The sequence below is a fragment of the Streptomyces sp. NPDC032198 genome (genome assembly GCF_040636975.1).
In the GTDB taxonomy this organism is placed as follows: domain Bacteria; phylum Actinomycetota; class Actinomycetes; order Streptomycetales; family Streptomycetaceae; genus Streptomyces.
This window is the reverse complement of record NZ_JBEZVL010000007.1, coordinates 206,089-226,698: the sequence shown is the minus strand read 5'-3', so window position 1 is coordinate 226,698 and position 20,610 is coordinate 206,089. Positions and strand designations below refer to the sequence as shown.

The following is a 20,610-nucleotide window of genomic DNA, read 5'->3' as shown; positions in this document are numbered from 1 at the left end:
ATGACCACCCTGCAGAGCGTCCCTGCCCTCGGGACGCATCCGGCTGCCGGTTCCAACCCGAGCCGCGCCGAGACCCGGGAGCAGCTTTCCAAGGCGACGTACGACCTCCTGGTGATCGGCGGCGGGATCCTGGGCATCTCCACCGCCTGGCATGCCGCGCAGTCGGGACTGCGGGTGGCCCTGGTGGACGCCGGTGACTTCGCCGGCGCCACCTCCTCCGCCTCCTCCAAGCTTCTCCACGGCGGTCTGCGCTACCTGCAGACCGGCGCGGTGAAGCTGGTGGCGGAGAACCACTTCGAGCGTCGCGCGGTGTCGCGTCAGGTGGCCCCCCACCTGGCGAACCCGCTCACCTTCTACCTGCCCGTGTACAAGGGCGGCCCGCACGGCGCCGCCAAGCTGGGCGCGGGCGTCTTCGCGTACAGCGCGCTCTCCGCGTTCGGCGACGGCGTCGGCCACCTGCTCTCGCCGTCGAAGGCCGCGCAGGACGTGCCGGAGCTGCGTACGGACAACCTCAAGGCCGTCGCGGTGTACGGCGACGACCAGATGAACGACTCGCGCATGGCCCTGATGACGGTCCGCGCGGCCGTCGAGGCCGGCGCCGCCGTCCTCAACCACGCCGAGGTCACAGGACTGCGCTTCACCAGCGGCCGGGTCACGGGCGCGGAGCTCAAGGACCGCATGGACGGCACCGAGTTCGGCGTCAACGCGCGGCTCGTGCTGAACGCGACTGGCCCCTGGGTCGACCACCTGCGCAAGATGGAGAACCCCGACGCGGCTCCCTCCATCCGCCTCTCCAAGGGCGCGCACCTGGTCCTCAAGCGCACCGCCCCCTGGAAGGCCGCGCTGGCCACGCCGATCGACAAGTACCGCATCACGTTCGCCCTGCCGTGGGAGGACATGCTCCTTCTCGGCACCACGGACGAGGAGTTCGAGGGCGACCCGGCGGACGTGAGCGTCACCGAGGCCGACACCGCGCAGATCCTGGACGAGGCCGCGTTCTCCATCCGCGACCAGCAGCTCTCCCGTGACCTGATCACGTACTCCTTCGCGGGTCTGCGGGTGCTGCCCGGCGGTCCCGGCGACACGTCGAAGGCCAAGCGCGAGACGGTCGTCACCGAGGGCGCGCGCGGCATGCTCTCCGTCGCGGGCGGCAAGTGGACGACCTTCCGCCACATCGGCCGTACGGTCATGAAGAAGCTGGAGTCGCTGCCGGGCCACCCCCTCGGCGACGACTACGAGCCGATCTCGCAGCTCCAGAAGCGCCTTCCGCTGCCCGGCATCGCCAACCCGCGCGCGGTCGCGCACCGTCTCCTGGTGGACGGTCCGGCGCCCGGCCCGCGCATGGCCGCCGACACCGCCAAGCACCTGGCGACGCACTACGGCTCGCTCTCCTTCGACATCGCCCGCCTGGCGAACGAGAACCCGGAGCTCGCCGAGCGCGTCTCGCCGGACGCCCCCGAGATCTGGGCTCAGGTCGTCTACGCCCGTGACCACGAGTGGGCCGAGACTGCGGACGACGTGCTGCGCCGCCGTACGACGCTGACGATCCGCGGCCTCGCCACGGACGACGTCCGCGCCAAGGTCCAGGACGTGCTCGACGGCAAGTAGGCCGGTAGGCAAGCAGACACGAACTGAAGGGCGGCTCCCCCTGCGGGAGCCGCCCTTCGGCGTGTCCGGGCGGGCCGCCATGCCGCGTACATACGCGTGCAACAGGCCGCGGGGAGAGTGGATCCATGAAGTTCCAGGTGCTCTCGATCATCGGTCATGCCCCGCACCCGCTGACCGGCCAACTCCCCACGTCCGCCGACCGGTTGGCGGACGTGATCGAGGTCGGCGTGGCCGCCGAGCGGCTCGGCTACGACGCGTACGCCGTGGGAGAGCGGCACGCGGGCGCCTTCCTGTCGTCGAGCCCCACCGTCGTGCTCGGCTCGCTGGCCGCGCGGACCACCCGTATCAAGCTGCTGACCGGTGTCACCGTCGTGGCGATCCTCGACCCGGTGCGGGTCGCCGAGGACTACGCGACGCTCGATCAGATCTCGCGCGGGCGCATCGAGTTGGTGATCGGCAAGGGCGCGGAGGCCGGGCACTTCGATCTCTTCGGGCTCGACGAGAAGCGCCAGTGGGATCTGCAGAAGGAGAAGTACGAGCTGCTCCGCCGCCTGTGGAGCGAGGAGAACGTCGACTGGGAGGGCGAGTTCAGGCCCGCGCTCAAGGACGTGACGACGGTGCCGCGCCCGTACGCGGGCGTGCCGCGCATCTGGCACGGTTCGGCGACGTCCCTCAACTCCCCTGATCTGGCGGCCAGGCACGGAGATCCGCTCTTCACCGCCAACGCCATCCAGCCGCGCGCCGCGTACGCGAAGCTGATCGCGCACTACCGCGAGCGGTTCGAGGCGTACGGGCACGATCCGGCGCGCGCCCGGGTCGCGGCGGGCTCCGGCGGGCTGTTGATCGCGGACTCCGCCGAGCAGGCGGTCGAGCGCTACGGCGAGCTGTACGAGGCGAAGGTGCGCCAGACGTTCAAGCCGCACCTGGAGGGCAGGGCGGGCTACAACACGCCCTTCCGCACGATCGAGGACGCGATCGCCGACGGGCCGCAGCTCATCGGCTCCCCGCAGCAGATCATCGACAAGATCCTCGGCTACCACGAGGTGTACGGGCACGACCTGCAGTCGATCACCGTGGACGGCTTCGGCCTGGAGCACGGCGAGCAGATCGAGACGCTCCAGCGGTTCGCGGAGGAGGTCGCGCCGGTGGTCCGCAGGGCCGCGCCGTCCACGCTGTGGGACGGCGCGTAAGCGCGGCTGACGTCTGCTGACCTGGGAGTTACGATCCCCCGTACCCACCTTGTCCCCCTCTGGAGCGAGCCATGACCCTCCTGACGACCTGGCCGGAGTCCGGCCCCGAGACCGTCGTACGCCGCACCGCGGACCCGGTCGAGATCGCTGCCGCGCTCGCCCCCGTCGGCGTGCGCTACGAGCAGTGGCCGGTGCGCGAGGACGTGCCCGCCGACGCGGACAGCGACACCGTCTTCGCCGCGTACCGCGCGGAGATCGACCTGCTGAACGCCGAGGAGGGCTTCCGGACGGTCGACGTGGTCGGGCTGCACCCCAGCGACGACCCCGAGTGGCCCGAGAAGGCGAAGGCGGCCCGGCAGAAGTTCCTCGCCGAGCACACGCACGACGACGATGACGAGGTGCGGTTCTTCGTCGCGGGCGCGGGCATCTTCTATCTGCACGTGGGCGGCGAAGTGCACGCGGTCTACTGCGAGAAGGGCGATCTGCTCGGGGTGCCGCGCGGCACGACGCACTGGTTCGACATGGGTACGTCCCCTTCGTTCACGGCGATCCGCTTCTTCCACGAGGAGGACGGCTGGATCGGCACGTTCACGGGCAGCCCGATCGCCGACCGCTTCCCGGACTTCGACGCGATCCACGCGGGGTACGCCGCGTGACGGTGGGGCCGGGGTTCGACGTGGACGCCGTGGTGCTCGACATCGAGGGGACCACGAGCGCCACGGGGTTCGTGGTGGATGTGCTGTACCCCTACGCGCGCGAGCGCTTCGGGGCGCTGCTCGCCTCGCGCGGCGACGAGCCGGAGGTGGCGCGGGCCGTCGCCCAGGTGCGGGAACTGGCCGGTGAGCCGGACGCGGACGCCGGGCGGGTGGAGAAGGTGCTCGGCGAGTGGGTCGACGCCGACCGCAAGGCGACGCCCCTCAAGACGCTTCAGGGCATCCTCTGGGCGGAGGGCTTCGCGCGGGGCGAGCTCGTCTCGCACTTCTACCCCGAGGTGATCGACGTGCTGCGGGCCTGGGCCGCCGCGGACGGGGTGCGGTTGTACGTGTACTCGTCCGGGTCCGTCGCGGCGCAGCGGGCGTGGTTCACGTACTCGCCCGAGGGGTCCCTGATGGACCTCGTGAGCGGTTTCTACGACACCGAGAACGCGGGCCCCAAGCAGGAGGCGGACTCCTACCGGGCCATTTCGGCCGCGATCGGCGTGGCCGCCGACCGCACGCTCTTCCTCTCCGACCGGCTCGGGGAGCTGGACGCCGCGCGGGACGCGGGGTGGCGGACCGTCGGGGTACGACGGGCCGGGGAGCCGTACTTTGCCGCCGGGGTCGGCGGGCATCCGGAGGTTTCGACCTTCGATGAGATCAGTCTTGCGAGGAGCGTTCGATGAGTTCGACCGAAACCACTTCCGTGCTGGATCTGGGGGAGGCGGGGGCCGTCCTCGCCGCCGAGGCCGCGCGCTTCGCGTCGTTCGGGTGGATGCGGGGTACGTCCGGGAACCTGTCCGTGGTGCTTTCCCGTACGCCGCTTCAGCTCGCGGTGACGGCGAGTGGGCGGGACAAGGGTGAACTGACGTCCGCGGATGTGGTGTTGACGGATGCCTCCGGTGCGGCGCTCGGCCCGGGGCGGCCTTCGGCGGAGGCGGCGCTGCATGCGCGGGTGGCCGCGCTCACCGGGGCCGGGGCCGTGGTGCACGTCCACACCGTGGCGTCAGTGGCCATGGGGCACCGGAAGCCGGGGGGTGTGGAGTTCCGGGACCTGGAGATGCTGAAGGGCCTCGGGCATCCGACGCATGAGGTGGCGGTGACGCTGCCGGTCATCGAGAACAGCCAGGACATGGCTGTGCTGGGGGATCGGCTTGAGGCGGCGCTCGCTCCTGGGATGCCGGCGGTTGTCGTTGCCGGGCATGGGCTGTACGTGTGGGGGGCGGATCCTCGCGAGGCGCGGCATCGTACTGAGGTGGTGGAGTGGTTGCTGGAGTTGGAGCTGACGCGGGGCTGAGTTTCCCCAACCCCGCCTCTTCCCGGCTGCGTCTATCGGCGGCTGCGCCGCGCAGGGGATCCGCTCCGGACCCCGCTCCTCAAACGCCGGAAGGGCTGGATTTCTCGAGCCCGGGCCACTCCCCCGCCGACACCTCCAGCACCCCCCGTTCCGTCACCAGCGCGCTCACCAGTGAACCCGGAGTCACGTCAAAAGCCGGGTTGTGGCCCCGCGAGGACGCCGGAGCGGTGCGTACTCCCGCCCACTCCAACACCTCGTCCTCGCCCCGCAGTTCGATGTGGATGTCGGCCCCCGTGGCCGTGGCGAGGTCCACCGTCGTGGTGGGGGCGGCCACCATGAAGGGGATGCCCGCGTGCGCGCAGGCCAGGGCGATGCCCACCGTGCCGACCTTGTTCGCCGTGTCGCCGTTCGCCGCTATGCGGTCCGCGCCCACTATCGCCGCGTCCACCTCGCCCCGCAGGATCGTGCCCGCCGCGGCCCCGTCCGCCTGGACGAAGTGTGCGATTCCCTCCTGTGCCAGCTCCCACGCGGTGAGCCGCGCGCCCTGGAGCAGGGGGCGGGTCTCGTCGGCGTAGACCCTCTCCAGGGCGCCGCGGCCGTGCAGTTCGCGGATGACGCCGAGCGCCGTGCCCCAGCCGGCCGTGGCGAGCGCGCCCGTGTTGCAGTGGGTGAGGATGCGCAGCGGCCGGTCGGCGGCGGTGTGCTTGAGGAGCCAGTCGGCGCCGTACGCGCCCATCGCGTGGTTCGCCGCCAGGTCCTCGCGCACGATCGCGTCCGCCTCCGCGAGCACCGCGGACAGACCGGCGTCGATGAGCGGAGCCACCCGGTCCACGCACACCATCAGGTTCACCGCGGTGGGCCGCGCCGCGCGGATGCGGGCGACCTCCGCGTCGAGGCGTGCCCGGTCCCAGCCCTCGCGCTCGCCCTGCGCCACGGCGAGCGCGACGCCGTAGCCGCCGGCCGCGCCGATCGCGGGAGCGCCGCGGACCACGAGCCGCACGATCGCGTCGATCAGCTGGTCGACGGTGGTGACGTCGAGGCGGTTCAGGGCGTGCGGGAGCGCCGTCTGGTCGATCAGGGAAAGGGCCGGTGCGGTACCGCCCTCCGCGGCCTCCTGCCACTGGACAGCACGCAGTTCCTGGCTGCTCATGAGTACTCAACTCCGGGAAAATAGGGGCGTTTGCGGCCATGCGGGGAGGGGTGCCGACACCGTACCTGACGTGCTCGAACCATATTTCGAGACGTTCGTGCGGCTGTCCGAAATCCGGTGTTACCCTCACCGCCACCCAGGACGGATCGACCCACGGTGCGAGGAGGACGGCCATGAAGACCCAGCAGACCGCCGGCTCCATGTGCTGCCCCGCCGTGACCGGCTGTCGCCGCGGTTGTCGCTGCTGTCGCTGTTGTCGCTGAGCGACCGCGCTCCGCACGTCCGACCTCCCTGCCACCGCCGCCTGGGTTCCCAGGCTCCTTCGAGAAGGCGCTCCCCTGATGTCCTTGCGCATGTCGCTTCGCGTGTCCCGTCGTACGTCCCTTCGGCTGTCCTCGCTCGCCGTCGGCGCCGCCCTGCTCGCCACCGGTTGCAACGCCGCCGCGAAGAAGGACGGCTCGGACGGTGACGGTGCCGCAGGGGCCAAGGAGTTCACGCTGGTCACGCCCGACCCGGTGGCCCAGAACGAGTTCCTGAAGCTGGCCGTCAGCGGGGTGAAGTCGGCGGCGAAGGCGCAGGGCGCCGGGGCGCCGAAGGTCTTCCAGAGCAGCGACACCTCCTCGCAGCAGCAGAACGTGCAGTCGGCCGTGGACTCCGCGCCCGATGTGATCGCCCTGGTCGGCTTCGAGTTCGCGGACATCGCGGCGCAGCAGGCCGAGGCGCACCCGAAGCAGCAGTTCCTGCTCGTCGACGCGTGCACGAAGAAGACGTACAAGAACGTCACCTGTGCGGTGTTCCGCGAGCACGAGGCGGTGTACCTCGCGGGCGCCGAGGCCGGGCTGCTCACCAAGAGCAAGAAGGTGGGCGCCGTCGACGTCCTGGACACCACGCAGTTCCGCCGGTACAGCGAGCCGTTCGCGGCCGGTGCGAAGAAGGTGAAGGCGGGGGTCAGGTCCCGCACGCTCTTCGTCGGCGGGCAGTCGCCCTTCAATGACGCGGCACGCGCCAAGGACCAGGCGGCGACGCTCGGTGCCGGCGGCGTCGACCAGGTGATGGCGGCCGCCGCGGGCGGCAACACCGGTGTCTTCCAGGCCGCGAAGGCCAAGGGCTTCAAGGCGTACGGCGTCGACGCGAACCAGTGCGTCGGCAGCCCCGGGGTCGTCGTCGACAACGTACTGAAGAAGACCGATGTCGCCGTCGAGAAGGGCATCGCGCAGATCCTGGACGGCAAGGGCGGCAGCACGGTGTCGTACGGCCTCAAGGAGGGCGGCATGTCGTTGACCGGACTCGAGCCGGGCGTCGCGGACTCCAAGTGCCTGATCGCCGATCACAAGGACGTGCTGAAGCGCGTCGAGTCGCTGCGGGACGAGATCGTCGCGGGGAAGCTGAAGGTCAATGACCCCGCGGCCTGATCCCGTCACCACCGCCCCCGCGGTGGAACTCCGCGGCATCACCAAGGAGTACCCCGGCACCCTCGCCAACGACCGCGTCGACCTGACCGTCGCGCGGGGCGAGATCCACGCCCTGATGGGCGAGAACGGCGCGGGCAAGTCGACGCTGATGTCCGTCCTGTACGGGCTGCAGCGGCCGGACGCAGGGCAGATCCTGCTCGACGGGCGCGAGGTGGTGTTCGCCAACCCCAGCGAGGCGATCGCGGCGGGCCTGGGCATGGTGCACCAGAGCTTCAAGCTCTTCCCGTCCTTCACGGTCGCCGAGAACGTCGTGTACGCCGCCGAGCCGCGCCGTTTCGGCCTGACGGACCGGGCTGAGGCGCTGCGGCGGGTGGCCGCGCTCGCCGAGGAACATGGCCTCGCGGTGGATCCGGCGGCGAAGGTCGGGGACCTGCCGGTGGGGGTCCGCCAGCGCGTGGAGATCCTCAAGCTCCTCTACCGAGGCGCCCGTACGCTGATCCTCGACGAGCCGACGGCGGTCCTCACCCCGGCGGAGGCCGACGGCCTGTTCCGTGTCCTGCGCTCCCTCGCGGACGACGGGCGCACGGTGCTCCTCGTCACCCACAAGCTGCGCGAGGTGATCGAGGGCAGCGACGCGGTGACGGTCCTGCGGGACGGCCGGGTCGCGGACCGGATGCGGACCGCCGACACCAGCGCGGACGCGATCGCCGCGGCGATGACCGGGCGGGCCGTGGAGCTGGACCGCGTGCATCCGCCGGGTGCGCCGGGCGGCGATGTCCTGACGGTCGAGTCCCTGTCGGTCGATTCGCAGTCGGCGGACGGGGTGCGCGATGTCTCGCTCTGCGTCCGCGCGGGCGAGATCGTGGGCGTCGCGGGAGTGGCGGGCAACGGCCAGAGCGAACTCGTCGAGGCGATCGCCGGGTTGCGTCCGGTCGCCGCCGGGCGGGTCACGCTCTCCGGTCAGGACATCACGGACGCGTCGGCGGCCGGGCGCCGCGCGGCGGGGCTCGCCTACGTCCCCGAGGACCGCGTGACGGTCGGCACGGCACCGGCCGCGACGATCGCCGAGAACCTGGCGATGGGCCACCACCGGGGGCACGGCCTGCTGCGCCCGTCCTGGCTGCGCGAGCACGCGCGCGTCCTGATCGAACGCTTCGGCATCAAGGCGGCCTCGACCCGTCACACGGCGGCCTCGCTGTCGGGCGGCAATCTCCAGAAACTGGTGATCGGCCGCGAACTCGCCCACGAATCCCCCCTGTTGATCGTCGAGCAGCCCACCCGGGGTGTCGACATCGGCGCCGTCCAGACGATCCACGACCAGCTGGTCGCCCACCGCGACGCGGGCCACGCGATCCTCCTGGTCTCCGCCGAACTGAGCGAGATCCGCGGCCTCTCGGACCGTGTCCTGGTGATGTACGAGGGCCGGGTGGCCGCCGAGTACGCACGCGAGGACGCGGACGAGCGCACACTCGGCCTCGCCATGGCGGGCGGCGCGACCACGCACGCCACGCCTGCCGAAACCGGCACAGCAGGCTCGACGAACGGCTCCGACGCCGGACCGCCGGCCGACGTCGCGGCGAAGGCCGCACCCACAGCACCCGCCGCCGCGGGCGCAGTCGCGGTCCCGGCCCCGGTCCCGGCCGAAGCGGCACCTTCCGCCCCCGGAGCCGCCGGCTTCGCGGCTCCGAAAGCGCCAACCGATTCCGGTGACGCCGTCCCGCCTCCCCGCGGGAGCGACGATCCCGCCCCCGCGAAGGAGGCACCCTGATGGCCGCCGACACCCCCGGCACCGCCGGGGCCATCGCCGCGCGCGTGCTGCGCGCGCCCGCCCTGCACTCCGTCGTCGCCGCCGTGCTCGTCGGGGCGCTCTTCCTGCTCGGGACCGGGGCCGATCCCATCGGGGCCTACGGCTCCGTGGTGACCGGGGCGCTCGGGCCCGACGGCATCGGGTCCACGCTCACGACCGGGACCGGCATCATCGGGCTCGCCGTCGCGCTCGCGATCCCCATGCGGGCGGGGCTGCTCAACCTGGGCGGGGACGGGCAGTTGGTGCTCGGCGGGATCGCCGCTGCCGCCACCGGGCTCTACTCCCCGCTGCCCGCGCCCCTCACCGTCGTCGCGGCGCTGCTCGCGGGGATGGCGGCAGGCGCGGCCTACGCGGCGCTCGCCGCCGTGTGCCAGAACCGGTTCGGGGTGCCGCTCCTCGTCAGCAGTCTGCTGCTCGGGTATCCGGCGATGTCCTTCGCCTCCTATCTCGCGCGCTTCCCGCTGAAGGAGGACGGGTCGAGCCTCCCGCAGACGCGGCGGCTGCCCGACGGGGTCGAGCTGCCCGCCTTCGGGTCATCGACCGTCACGGTGGGGCTGCTCCTCGTGGCCGTCGCCGCCGCCGTCTTCGCGTTCGCCGACGCCCGCACCGCCACCGGCTACGAGATCCGCATGACGGGGCTCAATCCGCGGTTCGCCGCGTACGCGGGGGTCGACAGGCCACGGCTCACGCTGCGGCTCATGGCGCTCTCCGGAGCCGTCGCCGGCCTGGTCGGCGCCATCGGTGTCCTCAGCTTCCCGTACCGCTTCATCGACGGGTCGCTCACCGCCGCCGGGCACACCTGGACCGGTCTGACGGCCGCGCTCCTCGCCGCCGCCGCGCCGGTCGGGACCGTGCTCGCCGCCCTGTTCTTCGCGGCGCTCGAAGTGGGCGGGCTCGCCATGGAGCGCACCACCGAAGTGCCGCGCGAGCTGACGCAGGTCCTCCAGGCCGTCGTCATCGTCTTCCTCGCGGCCCGGCTCAACCTGACGTGGCGGCGGGCCGGGAAGAAGACCGCCGACGCGCCGGAGCCCACCGAAACGAAGGAAGTGAGCGTGCGATGAGCATCGACTCCGCGCTGTTCCACTCGGCGCTCCTCGCCCTCACCCCGATCCTCCTCGCCGCACTCGGCGGCGCGATCTGCGAGCGCGCGGGCGTCTTCAACATCGGCCTCGAAGGCATGATGCTGATCGGCTGCTTCAGCGGCGTCGCGGGCAGCTGGTTCACCGGGAGCGCCTGGCTCGGCGTGGTGTTCGCCGCCCTCGCCTCGGCGGCGTACTCGATGATCCTGGCCGTCGGGACGATCAGTCTGCGCGGGGACGCCGTCGTGCTTGGCGTCGCGCTCAACCTCCTCGCGGTCGGTCTGACCGGGTTCCTGCTGCGTACGGTCTTCGGCGTGCAGGGCACCTTCTCCGATCCGGATCTCGCCGGTCTCGACGGCATCGACATCCCGTTCGCCGGGGCGGTCCTCTCCGGGCACTCCGCGCTCGTGTACCTCTCGTGGGCGGCCGTCGCCGTGGCCGGGGTGTTCCTGGCCCGCCACCCGTGGGGTCTTCGGCTGCGGGGCGTCGGCGAGGCGCCCGACGCCGCGGCGACGCTGGGGGTCAGCCCCGCGAAGTACCAGTACGCCGCCGTGCTGACGTCGGGCGTCCTGTGCGGCCTGGCGGGCGCCCAACTCGCCCTCGGCAACGTCACGTTGTTCTCGGAGAACATGACGGCCGGGCGTGGTTGGATCGCCGTGGTGGCCGTGATGCTGGGCCGTGCCCTGCCGCTCGGCGTCCTGCTCGCCGGGCTGCTCTTCGGCGTCGCGGAGGCCGTCGGCTTCCGCCTCCAGGGGCTCGGCATGCCGCAGCAGGCGACCGATGCCGCACCGTACGTGGTGACCCTTGCCGCCCTCTTCCTGTCCACGGCGCGCAGGCGCCGCCGCAAGCAGCCCCTGGTAGGAGCACCTTCATGACGACCGAAGCCCGTACGCCCACCGACGCGCTGCCCATCACCCGCGTCCCCCGCACCGGTCTGCCAGCCCACGCCGTCGTCGTCGGCGACCCGGCGCGCGCCACCGCCGTCGCGGACCTGCTCCAGGACGCCAAGGAGGTGTCGTACCACCGCGAGTACCGCACCTTCACCGGCACCTGGCAGGGCACCCCGGTCGTCGTCGCCTCGCACGGCGTCGGCGCCCCCGGCGCGATCCTCCTCTTCCAGGAGCTCGCCGAGGCGGGCGTCACCACCATCCTGCGGCTGGGCACGGCGGGCGCGATCCGTCCCGGCATCCGTGACGGCGACCTGGTCATCGCGGACGCGGCGGTGCGCGACGACGGCGTGACGCAGCAGCTGATCCCCGCCGAGTACCCGGCGTTCGCGACTCCGGAGGCGGTCATCGCGCTGCAGCGGGCGGCCCGCGCGGCCGAAGCGCCGTACCACCGTGGTGTGGTGTGGACGCGGGCCGCGTTCCAGCCGGGCTTCCTGCCGCTGCCCGGCGAGGCGTACGCGGCCGCCGGGATCGCGGCCATCGAGATGGAACTCTCGGCGCTCCTCGTCTTCGCGTCCACGCACGGCCTCACGGCGGGCGGCGCGCTCGTCGTCGACGGCGCGAACGCCGACGAACTCGTCGACGAGGAGACCACGGGCGGATACAACCCGCACCGTGACGTGGTGGCCGAAGGAGTCGACCGGGGCGCCCGGATAACCTTGGACGCTTTGCGCCTGCTGAGCGCGACGGAGCACTGAAGGCACCGCGGGACAGGCGCCGTACGCCGGACACCGCACGACAGACACCGCACGACCTCGTGGAGAACGGAACCGATGCACCCCACTGACCTGCCGGCCCAGGACCGGGGCGGCTCCATAGATCTCCTGGTCCACGGCGGCGACGTCCTCACCGTCGACGCGTCGGGCACCGTCGTGCGGGACGGCGCCGTCGCCGTGCGCGACGGCCGGATCGTCGAGGTCGGCCCGGCCGACCGGCTGCGCGCGACCTACGAAGCCTCCGACGAGCTGGACGCGCGTGACTGTCTCGTGCTGCCGGGTCTGATCAACACGCACACCCACCTCGCGATGACGCTGTTCCGCGGCATCGCCGACGACGTCACGCTCCAGGGCTTCCTGTCCCGCGTGATCCCGGCCGAGGCCAAGGGACTCTCGCCGGAGACGGTGACGGCGGGCATCCAGGGCGCGATCGCCGAGTCCGTACGCGGCGGGGTCACCACCGCGCTCGACATGTACTGGTTCCACGAGGCGGCCGAGGCCGTGGCCCGCGACGCCGGGTGGCGCCTGCTGACCGGCCCCACGTTCATGGACGTGCCGGGCCCGCCGGACGGCCGCCCCTACGCCGACCGGCTCGGCTGGGCGGCGGCGGACCTGGCCGCCCGCGCCCCGGCGCCGGGCACCCGCCCGGTGGTCTTCGCGCACTCCGCGTACACCCTCGTGCCCGAGCAGCTGACGGCGATCAGCGCGCTGGCCCGCGAGCACGGCGCCCTGCTGCACATCCACGCCGCCGAGAACGCGGGCGAGGTGGAGATGGTCACCGAGCAGCACGGCATGCGCCCCGTGGAACTGCTCGACTCGCTCGGCGTGCTCGGCCCGGACACGCTGCTCGCGCACGCCGTCGACCTCACCGACGCGGAGATCGGGACGATCGCCCGCACCGGGACGTCCGTCGCGCACTGCCCGGTGTCGAACCTGAAGCTGGGCTGCGGCATCGCCCGCGTCCCCGACCTGCTCGACGCGGGCGTCACGGTGGGCCTCGGCACGGACGGCGCGGTGAGTTCCAACACCCTCGACCTCCTCGGCGCGGTGAAGGTCGCGGCGCTCGTGCACAAGGCGGGCGGCGACCCGACGGCGGTCGGCGCCGAGCAGGCGGTGCGCATGGCGACCATCGAGTCGGCCCGGGCCCTCGGCCTCGGCGGCCAGCTCGGCTCCCTGGAGCCCGGCAAGCGCGCCGACCTGATCGTCCTCGGCCTGGACCGGCCGCACCTCACCCCGCGGCACGACCCGTGGTCGATGCTGGCCTACGCGGCCGCGTCCAGTGACGTGCGGGACACGGTCGTCGACGGCCGGGTCCTGATGCGGGACCGTACGCTGGAGACACTGGACGAGCAGGGCGCGCTGCGCGCCCTGCGGGACGCGGCGGACTCCGCGGCGCCCGGCTCCACCAGCACCGCAAGCAGCACAGACACCACCAGCAGCACAGGCACCACAGGCACCTCCGAAGTGGCAAGCGACGTATGACCATCGAACCCACCCGCGGCTTCACCGGCCGCGCCCGCGCCGCCGACCGCGACCCGCGGCTGCCTCCCGGGCAGTACGACGCGGCCGACGGCTGGCCCGTCCTGTCGGCCGAGGTGACGCCCTCGCTCACGGCCGAGGACTGGACGTTCCGCGTGGACGGGCTCGTCACGACCCCGCACACCTGGACGTGGGACGAGGCGCACGCGCTGCCCGCGTCCGAGTACCGCGGGGACATCCACTGCGTGACCAGCTGGTCCAAGTTCGGGGTGCGCTTCGGCGGGGCGAGCCTGGACGCGTTCCTGGCCGCCGCCGGGCCGCGCCCGGAGGCCTCGCACGTCGTCGCGTACTCGCACACGGGCTACACCACGAACCTCCCGCTCTCCGACGTGACGGGCGGCAAGGCGTGGATCGTCTGGGAGTACGGGGACGGCCCGCTGCCTCCCGAGCACGGCGGTCCGGCGCGCCTGATCGTCCCGCACCTCTACTTCTGGAAGAGCGCGAAGTGGATCGCGGGGCTGCGCCTCCTGGACCACGAGGAGCCCGGCTTCTGGGAGCAGAACGGCTATCACCACCGGGGAAATCCCTGGCGGGAGGAGCGTTACTCCGGTGACTGAGACGGGAACTGAGACGGGAACTGCGGCTGGGACTGAGGCGGGGGCTGTGGCCGGGGCCTTCGTGCCGCCGACGCGGTTCGCCGTGCCGGGGCGGATCGCGGTGAGCAATCGCGCGGCGTCCGAGTGGCAGCGGGCGACCGTGGTGGACGTGCGCCGGGACAACGCCGCCGGAACGGTCTCGACCTTCCGCCTGAAGGTGCCCGGCTGGCAGGGGCACCTGCCGGGCCAGCATCTGATGCTGCGGCTGACGGCCCCGGACGGTTACGTGGCCCAGCGCCACTACTCGATCGCCTCTCCTCCCGAGGAGGGCGGCGAGATCGAGCTGACCCTGGACCACGTGCCGGGCGGCGAGGTGTCCGGGCATCTGCACACGGTCGCCCGCGTCGGCGACGTGGTGGAGGTGCGGGGTCCCCTCTCGGGGTTCTTCGCGTGGCCCGGCGACCGGCCCGCGCTGCTCCTCGGCGCGGGATCCGGCGTGGTCCCGCTGATGTCGATGCTGCGGCACTGGCGGGGGGCCGGGTATCCGGTGCCGCTGCGGCTTCTGGTCTCGGCGCGTACGCGGGATGACCTGATCTACGCGGACGAGTACGGCGACGAGACCACCGTCGTCCTCACGCGGACGGAGGGCCGGCTGAGCGCCGAGCACCTGGCGCCGTTCCTGGGCCCCGCTCAGCCCGAGGGCGGCTGGGAGGCGTACGTCTGCGGGTCGAACGGGTTCGCCGAGCACGCGTCGCGGCTGCTGGTGGCCGGGGGCCAGCCGGTGGATCGGATCCGCATCGAGCGGTTCGGCTAGCCCCTGGGCTTCGGGGGCCGTTGCTTTGCGCACCGTTGATCACCGGCTCCGCCGAGTTCGTCCTCAAACGCCGGACAGGCTGAATCCCCGCCCCCCGCCCCTACGGCGAGACCTCCTCCAGCCTGCGTCCCGCCGTCTCCTCCGCGCCGAACCCCGCCACCACGGCTCCCACCAATGCCACGGCCCCCAGCATCACGAACACCGTGGAGACGTTGCCGCCCGCGTACACGACGCCCACCACGATCGGCCCGAGGATGACGCCGAGGCGGTTCATCGCCCCGCCCATGCTGCTGCCGAGCGCCCGCATCCGGGTCGGGAAGAGCTCCGGTGTGTACAGGTACAGGCAGATGTTGGAGCCGAAGAAGAAGACCGCCGCGAGCGAAGTCCACACCAGGACCTGGACGGGTGTGTCGGCGCCGACCGCCGCGAGCGCCACCAGCATGACCGCCGCGCCGCCCAGACAGCCGGTGATGACCTTCCGCCGTCCCGCCCGGTCGACGGTGAGCGCGGCCACGAGGCAGCCGACGAGGCCCGCGCAGGACGTGACCGTCGAGTAGAGGAGCGCGTCGGAGAGGGAGAGGCCGTAGCGGTTCTGGTAGATCGTCGGAAGCCAGGACGTGATGCCGTAGTTGACGAAGTAGCCGGTGAACCAGAGCACGCCGATCACCAGGGTGCGGCGGCGGTAGCGGCCGGTGAACAGGCCGCGCAGCCCGGATGCGGCCTCTCCCGGAGCCACGACGGGAAGCGCCTCGGGGACGGGCGGCAGGGGTTTTCCCGTGATCCGCTCGACCTCCGCCTCGATGCCGGACATCACCTCGGACGCCTCGTCGACCTTGCCGTGGTCGGCGAGCCACCGCGGCGACTCGGGGACCTTCCGCTGGACGAGGACGCAGAGCAGACCGGGCACCGCGGCGAGGACGTACATCCAGCGCCAGCCCAGGATCGGCACCACCCAGGCCGCGACGAGCGCGCCCACGGTGAGCCCCGCCGGGAACACCAGCTCGTAGAGCAGGACGAAGCGGCCACGCTGGTGGCTGCGGGTGATCTCGGCGATGAACGTCGCCGCCACCGGCACCTCGCCGCCGATCGCCAGGCCCTGGACGAACCGCAGGGCCATGAAGGCGTCGGGCGACGTGGACAGGGAGAGGGCCAGGTTGGCGACGCTGGACAGCGCGATGCACAGCGCGATGACCTTCACGCGGCCGATCCGGTCCGCGAGGCGCCCGGAGAGCAGCGCACCGATCAGCATGCCGATCGAGCCGACGGTGAGCAGCAGTGTCGCGGCGGAGGTGCTGAGGTCCCACTCATGGCGCAGTTCCGGCAGGGCGTAGGCGATCAGGAGCTGGTCGAAGGCCTCGAAGAAGGTGACCGCGCCCACGATGAGCCGGACGGTGACGTGCCAGCGGCACAGGGGGAGCCGTTCGAAGCGGGCGGCTATGGCGGCCCGGACCGCTGGGTCCGGGGAGGCGTCGATCGTCATGCGGGTACTCCGCTGCTGAGGGGGCGGGGACGGGGGACGAACAGGAGGGCGGGGAAACCCGAGCCAAGGGGCAGGTAAGCGCAAAGTTTCTAAGCGCTTAAGTTGTACCGTCCCGGCACCGGAGCGCGTCAAGGGTCTCCGCAGCGGAAATCCCGAAGACCACTCTTCGATGGGGTCTTGCGCTCCAGATATTTAAGCCCTTAGATTTCTAGCGCTTACCGAAGTCAACTGGGCGTTCACCGAGCCCCGTTCCGCCAGGAGGCCCCTCCATGCCCCGCATCCCAGCCGACGAAGCGCTCATCGCGGGCGAGTGGCGACGCGGCGCGGGCGCCCCGGCCGACACCGTCGACCCCGCGACGGGCCGCGTCCTCGCCACCATCCACGCCGTCTCGCCCGAGGAGGTGGCCGAAGCGGCCCGGGGAGCCGCCGAGGCCGCCGCCGACCCACGCTGGCGCGACCTCCTGCCCCACCGGCGCGCCCTGCTCCTGCACCGCGTCGCCGAGCTGATCGAGGCGTCCGCGGACGACCTCGCGGCCCTGCAGACCGCCGACACCGGCAAGGCGCTCGCCGAGACCCGCGCCCTGGTGGGCAGCGCGGCGGCCACCTTCCGCTACACGGCCGCCGCCCTGGAGACCGCCGAGGAGGCGATCACTCCGCCGCGCGGCGACTACGTGACGATGAGCGTGTACGAGCCGATCGGCGTCGTGGGCGCGATCAATCCCTGGAACTCCCCCGTCGCCAGCGATGCCCAGAAGCTCGCCCCGGCACTCGCGGGCGGCAACGCGGTCCTGCTCAAGCCCGCCGAGTGGACCCCGCTCGTCTCGCTGGCGCTCGGCCGACTCGTCAGCGGCGCCCTGGCGGAATTCGGCCTCCCGGCCGGTCTGCTGTCCGTCCTCACCGGGCGCGGCAGCGTCGTCGGGGACGCGATCGTCCGCGATCCGCACGTCGGCAAGGTCACCTTCACCGGCGGCACGAGCACCGGCCGGACGCTCGCCCACGCGGCGGCCGAGAAGCTGATGCCGGTCTCGCTCGAACTGGGCGGGAAGTCACCGACGGTCGTCCTCGCCGACGCCGACGTCGAACAGGCCCTGGCCGGAGTCCTGTTCGGGATCTTCTCCTCCAGCGGCCAGTCCTGCATCGCTGGGTCACGGCTCTTCGTCGCCCGCGAGCTGTACGAGGAGTTCGTCGGCGAACTGGTGCGGCGCGTACGGAAGTTGCGGGTCGGGCCCGGCACCTCACCCGACACCCAGGTCGCGCCCCTCGTCCACCACAGGCACCGGGACTCCGTCGCCTCGTACGTCGATCTCGCCCGCGAGGAAGGCGCGCGGGTGCTGTGCGGCGGGGGCGTGCCGGAGGGCGCGGAGTACCGGGACGGGGCGTATTACCTGCCCACGGTCCTGGACGGCCTGCCCAATTCCTCGCGGACCTGCCAGGAGGAGATCTTCGGGCCCGTCCTGGTCGCGCTGCCCTTCGACGACGAGGACGACCTCGTGCGGCAGGCCAACTCCAGTGTCTACGGCCTGGCCTGCGGCATCTGGACCCGTGACCACCGGGCCGCCTGGCGGATCGCGCGACGCGTCGACGCGGGCACGGTCTGGATCAACACCTACAAGCAGTTCAGCATCGCCACGCCCTTCGGCGGCATGAAGGAGAGCGGCCTCGGCCGGGAGAAGGGCCGCGACGGCATCCGCGCCCACCAGCGCCAGAAGTCCCTGTACTGGGGCGTCTCCGACGCGCCTCTCCCGTGGGCCAACTGAGCCCCCATGCCTGAACCCCGCCGCACCTGAACCCCGTCCCTCTGGAGCAGGTCATGTCCCGACCCCCCGTCCCCCAGCCCCCGATCGCCCGTCTCCGCGCCCTGCGCTCCGTCGAGCTCCTCACCCCCTCCTTCATCGAGGCGGCCGACTTCTACCAAGAGGTATGGGGCCTGGAGACCGTCGAGGCCGAGCGCGGCAGGGCCGCCTGGCTGCGCGGCACCGGCGCCGAGCACCACGCCCTCCAGCTCACCCGCGCCGACCGCGTCGGGCTCGGCAGGATCTCCTTCGCGGTGGGCACGCCCGCCGAGGTCGACGAGGCCGCCCGCAGGCTCCAGGCCCGCGGCATCACGCCGGTCGCCGGGCCCGGCCCTCTCGATCAGGTCGGCGGCGGCTACGGCCTGCGCTTCACCGACCCGGAGCACCGTCTGATCGAGATCAGCGCGGAGGTCCACGCGGTGGCGCCGCGCGGCCGGGACGGCGCCGTGCCGGTCGGCGTCACGCACGCGGTGCTCAACACCGCGGACATCGACGCGTCGGTCGCCTTCTACCGCGACGTCCTCGGGCTGCGCGTCTCCGACTGGTCCGAGCACCAGATGGCCTTCCTGCGCTGCAACGCCGACCACCACTGCATCGCCTTCAACCAGGCCGAGTGGGCCTCGCTCAACCACGTGGCGTACGAGATGAGTTCGGTCGACCACTTCATGCGGGGCCTCGGCCGGCTCAGGCACCACGGCGTCGACCCGCAGTGGGGGCCGGGACGGCACGGCCCCGGCAACAACACCTTCTCCTACTTCACCGACCCCTCCGGGCTGGTCTGCGAGTACACCTCCGAGGTCGCGCAGATCGTGGAGGACTCGTGGATCGCCAAGGTCTGGCGGCGGGTCCCCGAGCTGTCCGACCTGTGGGGGACGGCAGGGCCGCCGTCGAAGGAGATCCGCTGCCACATGGCGGGGTCGCCCGACCCCGGCCCGCTTTCCCTCGTGGAGACCCAGGAGGTCCAGGCATGAGTGCCGTACGCAAGGTCGGCATCGTCGGCTGGGGCGCGATCGGGCGGGTCGTCGGCACCGCGCTCGCCGAACACCGCGTCACCGGCGCCGAGTTGACGTGCCTCGTCGACAACCGTCCGCTCGGCGAGAGCGCCCCCGCCCCGCAGGTCTCCTTCGACGAGGCCCTGGAACGCTGCGATCTCATCGTCGAAGCGGCGGGCCAGGGTGTCGTACGGGAATGGGGCGAGCGCGTCCTCACCTCCGGCACCGATCTGCTGATCGCATCGACCGGCGCGCTCACCGACGAGGAGCTCTCCAAGCGGCTCCTGGCCGCCGGCCCCGGCCGGGTGTACTTCACCGGGGGCGCGGTCGGCGGGCTCGACTTGCTCCAGGCGGTGCGCTCCCTCGGCCCCCTCGAAGAGGTCAGGCTCACCACCACCAAGCTGCCCGCCACCCTCGAACAACCTTGGATGGACGCTGAGTTGCTGGCCCGGATGCGGGCGGCGACCGGACCGGTCGTGGTCATGTCCGGGACCGCGCGCGACGTCCCGGTGAGATTCCCCAAGTCGACGAACGTCGCCGCCTCGGTCGCCCTCGCCGTCGGCGACCTGGACGCTGTGCGGGTCCAGGTCGTCGCCGATCCCGGCGCCCACCACACGCGGCACGTCATCGAGGCGTCCGGGGCGCACGGCACGTACCGCTTCGAGGTCGCCCATCTGCCGGACCCGGGCAACCCGGCGACCAGCCAGGTCGTGCCGTACGCGGTCCTGCGCAGCCTCGCGGCGCTCGCGGGGCGGACGGGGCAGATCCTGTGACCGCCGTCCATGTGGAGGAGTCCGGCGAGCGGGGCCCTCTCCTGCTCTGCCTGCACGGCATCGGCTCCTCGTCGGCCGCCTTCGCACCGCAGCTCGCCGAGCTGTCCGCGTACGTGCGGGTCGTGGCCTGGGACGCTCCCGGGTACGCCAAGTCGGCGGATCCGGAAGGTCCGTTGGACCTGGACGGGTTCGCGGACGCGGCGGCCGGCCTCATCCGGGAGCGCGGCGCGAGCGCCCATGTCCTGGGTGTCTCGTGGGGCGGGGTGATCGCGCTGCGGCTCGCGGCCCGGCACCCCGAACTCGTCGACTCGCTGATCGTCGCGGACTCCAGCGCCGGTTCCGGCACCGATCCCGCGAAGGCCGACGCCATGCGGCAGCGGGCCGCCGAGCTCGCGGAGCTCGGGCCGCGGGAGTTCGCCGAGCGGCGCGGGCCACGGCTCGTCTCGCCGGACGCGCCCCCTCAGCTCGTCCGCCGGGTCGTCGACACCATGGCCGCCTCCGTGCGCCTGCCCGGCTACGCGTACGCCGCCGCGTCCATGGCCGACGCCGATCTGCGCCCCGAGATCCCCGGCATCACCGCCCCCGCCCTCGTCCTCTGCGGCGACCAGGACCGGGTCACCGGCGTCGAGGCCTCCCAGGCCATCGCCGGGGCCCTGCACAAGACCGCCTACGTGATCGTCAAGGACGCCGGTCACCTGGCCAACCAGGAGCGGCCCGAGGCGTTCAACGCCTGGGTGCTCTCCCACCTCCGCATCACCGCCCACATCCCTGAGTAGCCCCCA

General features: G+C 72.4%; 18 protein-coding genes and 1 pseudogene. 17 read left to right on the top strand and 2 right to left on the bottom strand.

All coding sequences use genetic code 11. The features are described from left to right. The 5 genes from AB0E78_RS20460 to mtnB all read left to right on the top strand — a co-directional run bounded on the left by AB0E78_RS20460 (window position 1) and on the right by mtnB (window position 4,790). On the top strand, window positions 1-1,608 hold the full coding sequence (locus AB0E78_RS20460) for a glycerol-3-phosphate dehydrogenase/oxidase (RefSeq protein ID WP_361834162.1): 1,608 nt from the start codon (window positions 1-3) through the stop codon (window positions 1,606-1,608). A gap of 125 nt (window positions 1,609-1,733) precedes the next feature. Beyond that, window positions 1,734-2,798: an LLM class flavin-dependent oxidoreductase gene (locus AB0E78_RS20455; protein ID WP_361834160.1), complete on the top strand. Its 1,065-nt coding sequence runs from the start codon at window positions 1,734-1,736 to the stop codon at window positions 2,796-2,798. Between the two features lie 71 nt (window positions 2,799-2,869). After that, on the top strand, window positions 2,870-3,454 hold the full coding sequence (locus AB0E78_RS20450) for a cupin (RefSeq protein WP_361834158.1): 585 nt from the start codon (window positions 2,870-2,872) through the stop codon (window positions 3,452-3,454). A 2-nt stretch (window positions 3,455-3,456) separates the two neighbouring features. After that, window positions 3,457-4,179, top strand: coding sequence for an acireductone synthase (gene mtnC, locus AB0E78_RS20445; RefSeq protein WP_361834666.1), 723 nt, complete (start codon window positions 3,457-3,459; stop codon window positions 4,177-4,179). Then, complete coding sequence (gene mtnB, locus AB0E78_RS20440) at window positions 4,176-4,790, top strand: methylthioribulose 1-phosphate dehydratase (RefSeq protein ID WP_361834156.1); 615 nt, start codon at window positions 4,176-4,178, stop codon at window positions 4,788-4,790. The genes mtnC and mtnB overlap by 4 nt, the downstream gene beginning before the upstream one ends. A gap of 79 nt (window positions 4,791-4,869) precedes the next feature. Here mtnB and mtnA read toward each other — a convergent pair whose 3' ends face one another. After that, window positions 4,870-5,940 (bottom strand): S-methyl-5-thioribose-1-phosphate isomerase, encoded by a 1,071-nt coding sequence (gene mtnA, locus AB0E78_RS20435; protein ID WP_361834154.1) that lies wholly within the window; start codon window positions 5,938-5,940, stop codon window positions 4,870-4,872. 353 nt (window positions 5,941-6,293) lie between these two features. On the opposite strand from mtnA, the gene AB0E78_RS20430 reads away from it, so the two are divergent. The 8 genes and pseudogenes from AB0E78_RS20430 to AB0E78_RS20395 all read left to right on the top strand — a co-directional run bounded on the left by AB0E78_RS20430 (window position 6,294) and on the right by AB0E78_RS20395 (window position 14,790). Beyond that, window positions 6,294-7,352, top strand: a complete 1,059-nt coding sequence (locus AB0E78_RS20430; RefSeq protein ID WP_361834152.1) for a BMP family ABC transporter substrate-binding protein — start codon at window positions 6,294-6,296, stop codon at window positions 7,350-7,352. After that, window positions 7,336-8,844: pseudogene (locus AB0E78_RS20425) on the top strand (ABC transporter ATP-binding protein); the annotation flags it as partial. The gene AB0E78_RS20430 and the pseudogene AB0E78_RS20425, both read left to right, overlap by 17 nt. Before the next feature lie 275 nt (window positions 8,845-9,119). Continuing rightward, window positions 9,120-10,220 carry an ABC transporter permease gene (locus AB0E78_RS20420; protein WP_361834150.1) on the top strand — a complete coding sequence of 367 codons (1,101 nt, stop codon included), beginning with the start codon at window positions 9,120-9,122 and terminating at the stop codon, window positions 10,218-10,220. Next, window positions 10,217-11,113, top strand: a complete 897-nt coding sequence (locus tag AB0E78_RS20415) for an ABC transporter permease (RefSeq protein ID WP_361834148.1) — start codon at window positions 10,217-10,219, stop codon at window positions 11,111-11,113. The genes AB0E78_RS20420 and AB0E78_RS20415 overlap by 4 nt, the downstream gene beginning before the upstream one ends. Next, entirely contained in the window at window positions 11,110-11,883 is a 774-nt protein-coding gene (locus tag AB0E78_RS20410) for a nucleoside phosphorylase (protein ID WP_361834146.1), read from the top strand. Before AB0E78_RS20415 ends, AB0E78_RS20410 begins: the two co-directional genes overlap by 4 nt. 75 nt (window positions 11,884-11,958) lie before the next feature. Further along, a complete protein-coding gene (locus tag AB0E78_RS20405; protein ID WP_361834144.1) occupies window positions 11,959-13,383 on the top strand; it encodes an amidohydrolase in 1,425 nt (474 codons plus the stop codon). A 2-nt stretch (window positions 13,384-13,385) separates the two neighbouring features. Further along, the gene (locus tag AB0E78_RS20400; protein WP_361834664.1) at window positions 13,386-13,997 is read left to right on the top strand and encodes a sulfite oxidase-like oxidoreductase; all 612 of its coding nucleotides are present in this window, start codon (window positions 13,386-13,388) and stop codon (window positions 13,995-13,997) included. A 46-nt stretch (window positions 13,998-14,043) separates the two neighbouring features. Beyond that, window positions 14,044-14,790, top strand: coding sequence for a ferredoxin reductase (locus tag AB0E78_RS20395; protein WP_361834142.1), 747 nt, complete (start codon window positions 14,044-14,046; stop codon window positions 14,788-14,790). A gap of 100 nt (window positions 14,791-14,890) precedes the next feature. Here the strand turns inward: AB0E78_RS20395 and AB0E78_RS20390 are convergent, their stop codons facing one another. Further along, a complete protein-coding gene (locus AB0E78_RS20390) occupies window positions 14,891-16,270 on the bottom strand; it encodes an MFS transporter (RefSeq protein WP_361834140.1) in 1,380 nt (459 codons plus the stop codon). Window positions 16,271-16,539: 269 nt separating this feature from the next. Between AB0E78_RS20390 and AB0E78_RS20385 the strand changes: the two genes are divergently transcribed. The 4 genes from AB0E78_RS20385 to AB0E78_RS20370 are packed head-to-tail and all read left to right on the top strand — an operon-like array spanning window position 16,540 to window position 20,604. Beyond that, window positions 16,540-18,027, top strand: a complete 1,488-nt coding sequence (locus AB0E78_RS20385) for an aldehyde dehydrogenase family protein (protein ID WP_361834139.1) — start codon at window positions 16,540-16,542, stop codon at window positions 18,025-18,027. Window positions 18,028-18,080: 53 nt separating this feature from the next. Further along, complete coding sequence (locus AB0E78_RS20380) at window positions 18,081-19,034, top strand: VOC family protein (RefSeq protein ID WP_361834137.1); 954 nt, start codon at window positions 18,081-18,083, stop codon at window positions 19,032-19,034. Continuing rightward, complete coding sequence (locus AB0E78_RS20375; RefSeq protein ID WP_361834135.1) at window positions 19,031-19,828, top strand: aspartate dehydrogenase domain-containing protein; 798 nt, start codon at window positions 19,031-19,033, stop codon at window positions 19,826-19,828. Before AB0E78_RS20380 ends, AB0E78_RS20375 begins: the two co-directional genes overlap by 4 nt. After that, on the top strand, window positions 19,825-20,604 hold the full coding sequence (locus tag AB0E78_RS20370) for an alpha/beta hydrolase (RefSeq protein ID WP_361834133.1): 780 nt from the start codon (window positions 19,825-19,827) through the stop codon (window positions 20,602-20,604). The genes AB0E78_RS20375 and AB0E78_RS20370 overlap by 4 nt, the downstream gene beginning before the upstream one ends. Window positions 20,605-20,610 lie beyond the last annotated feature (6 nt).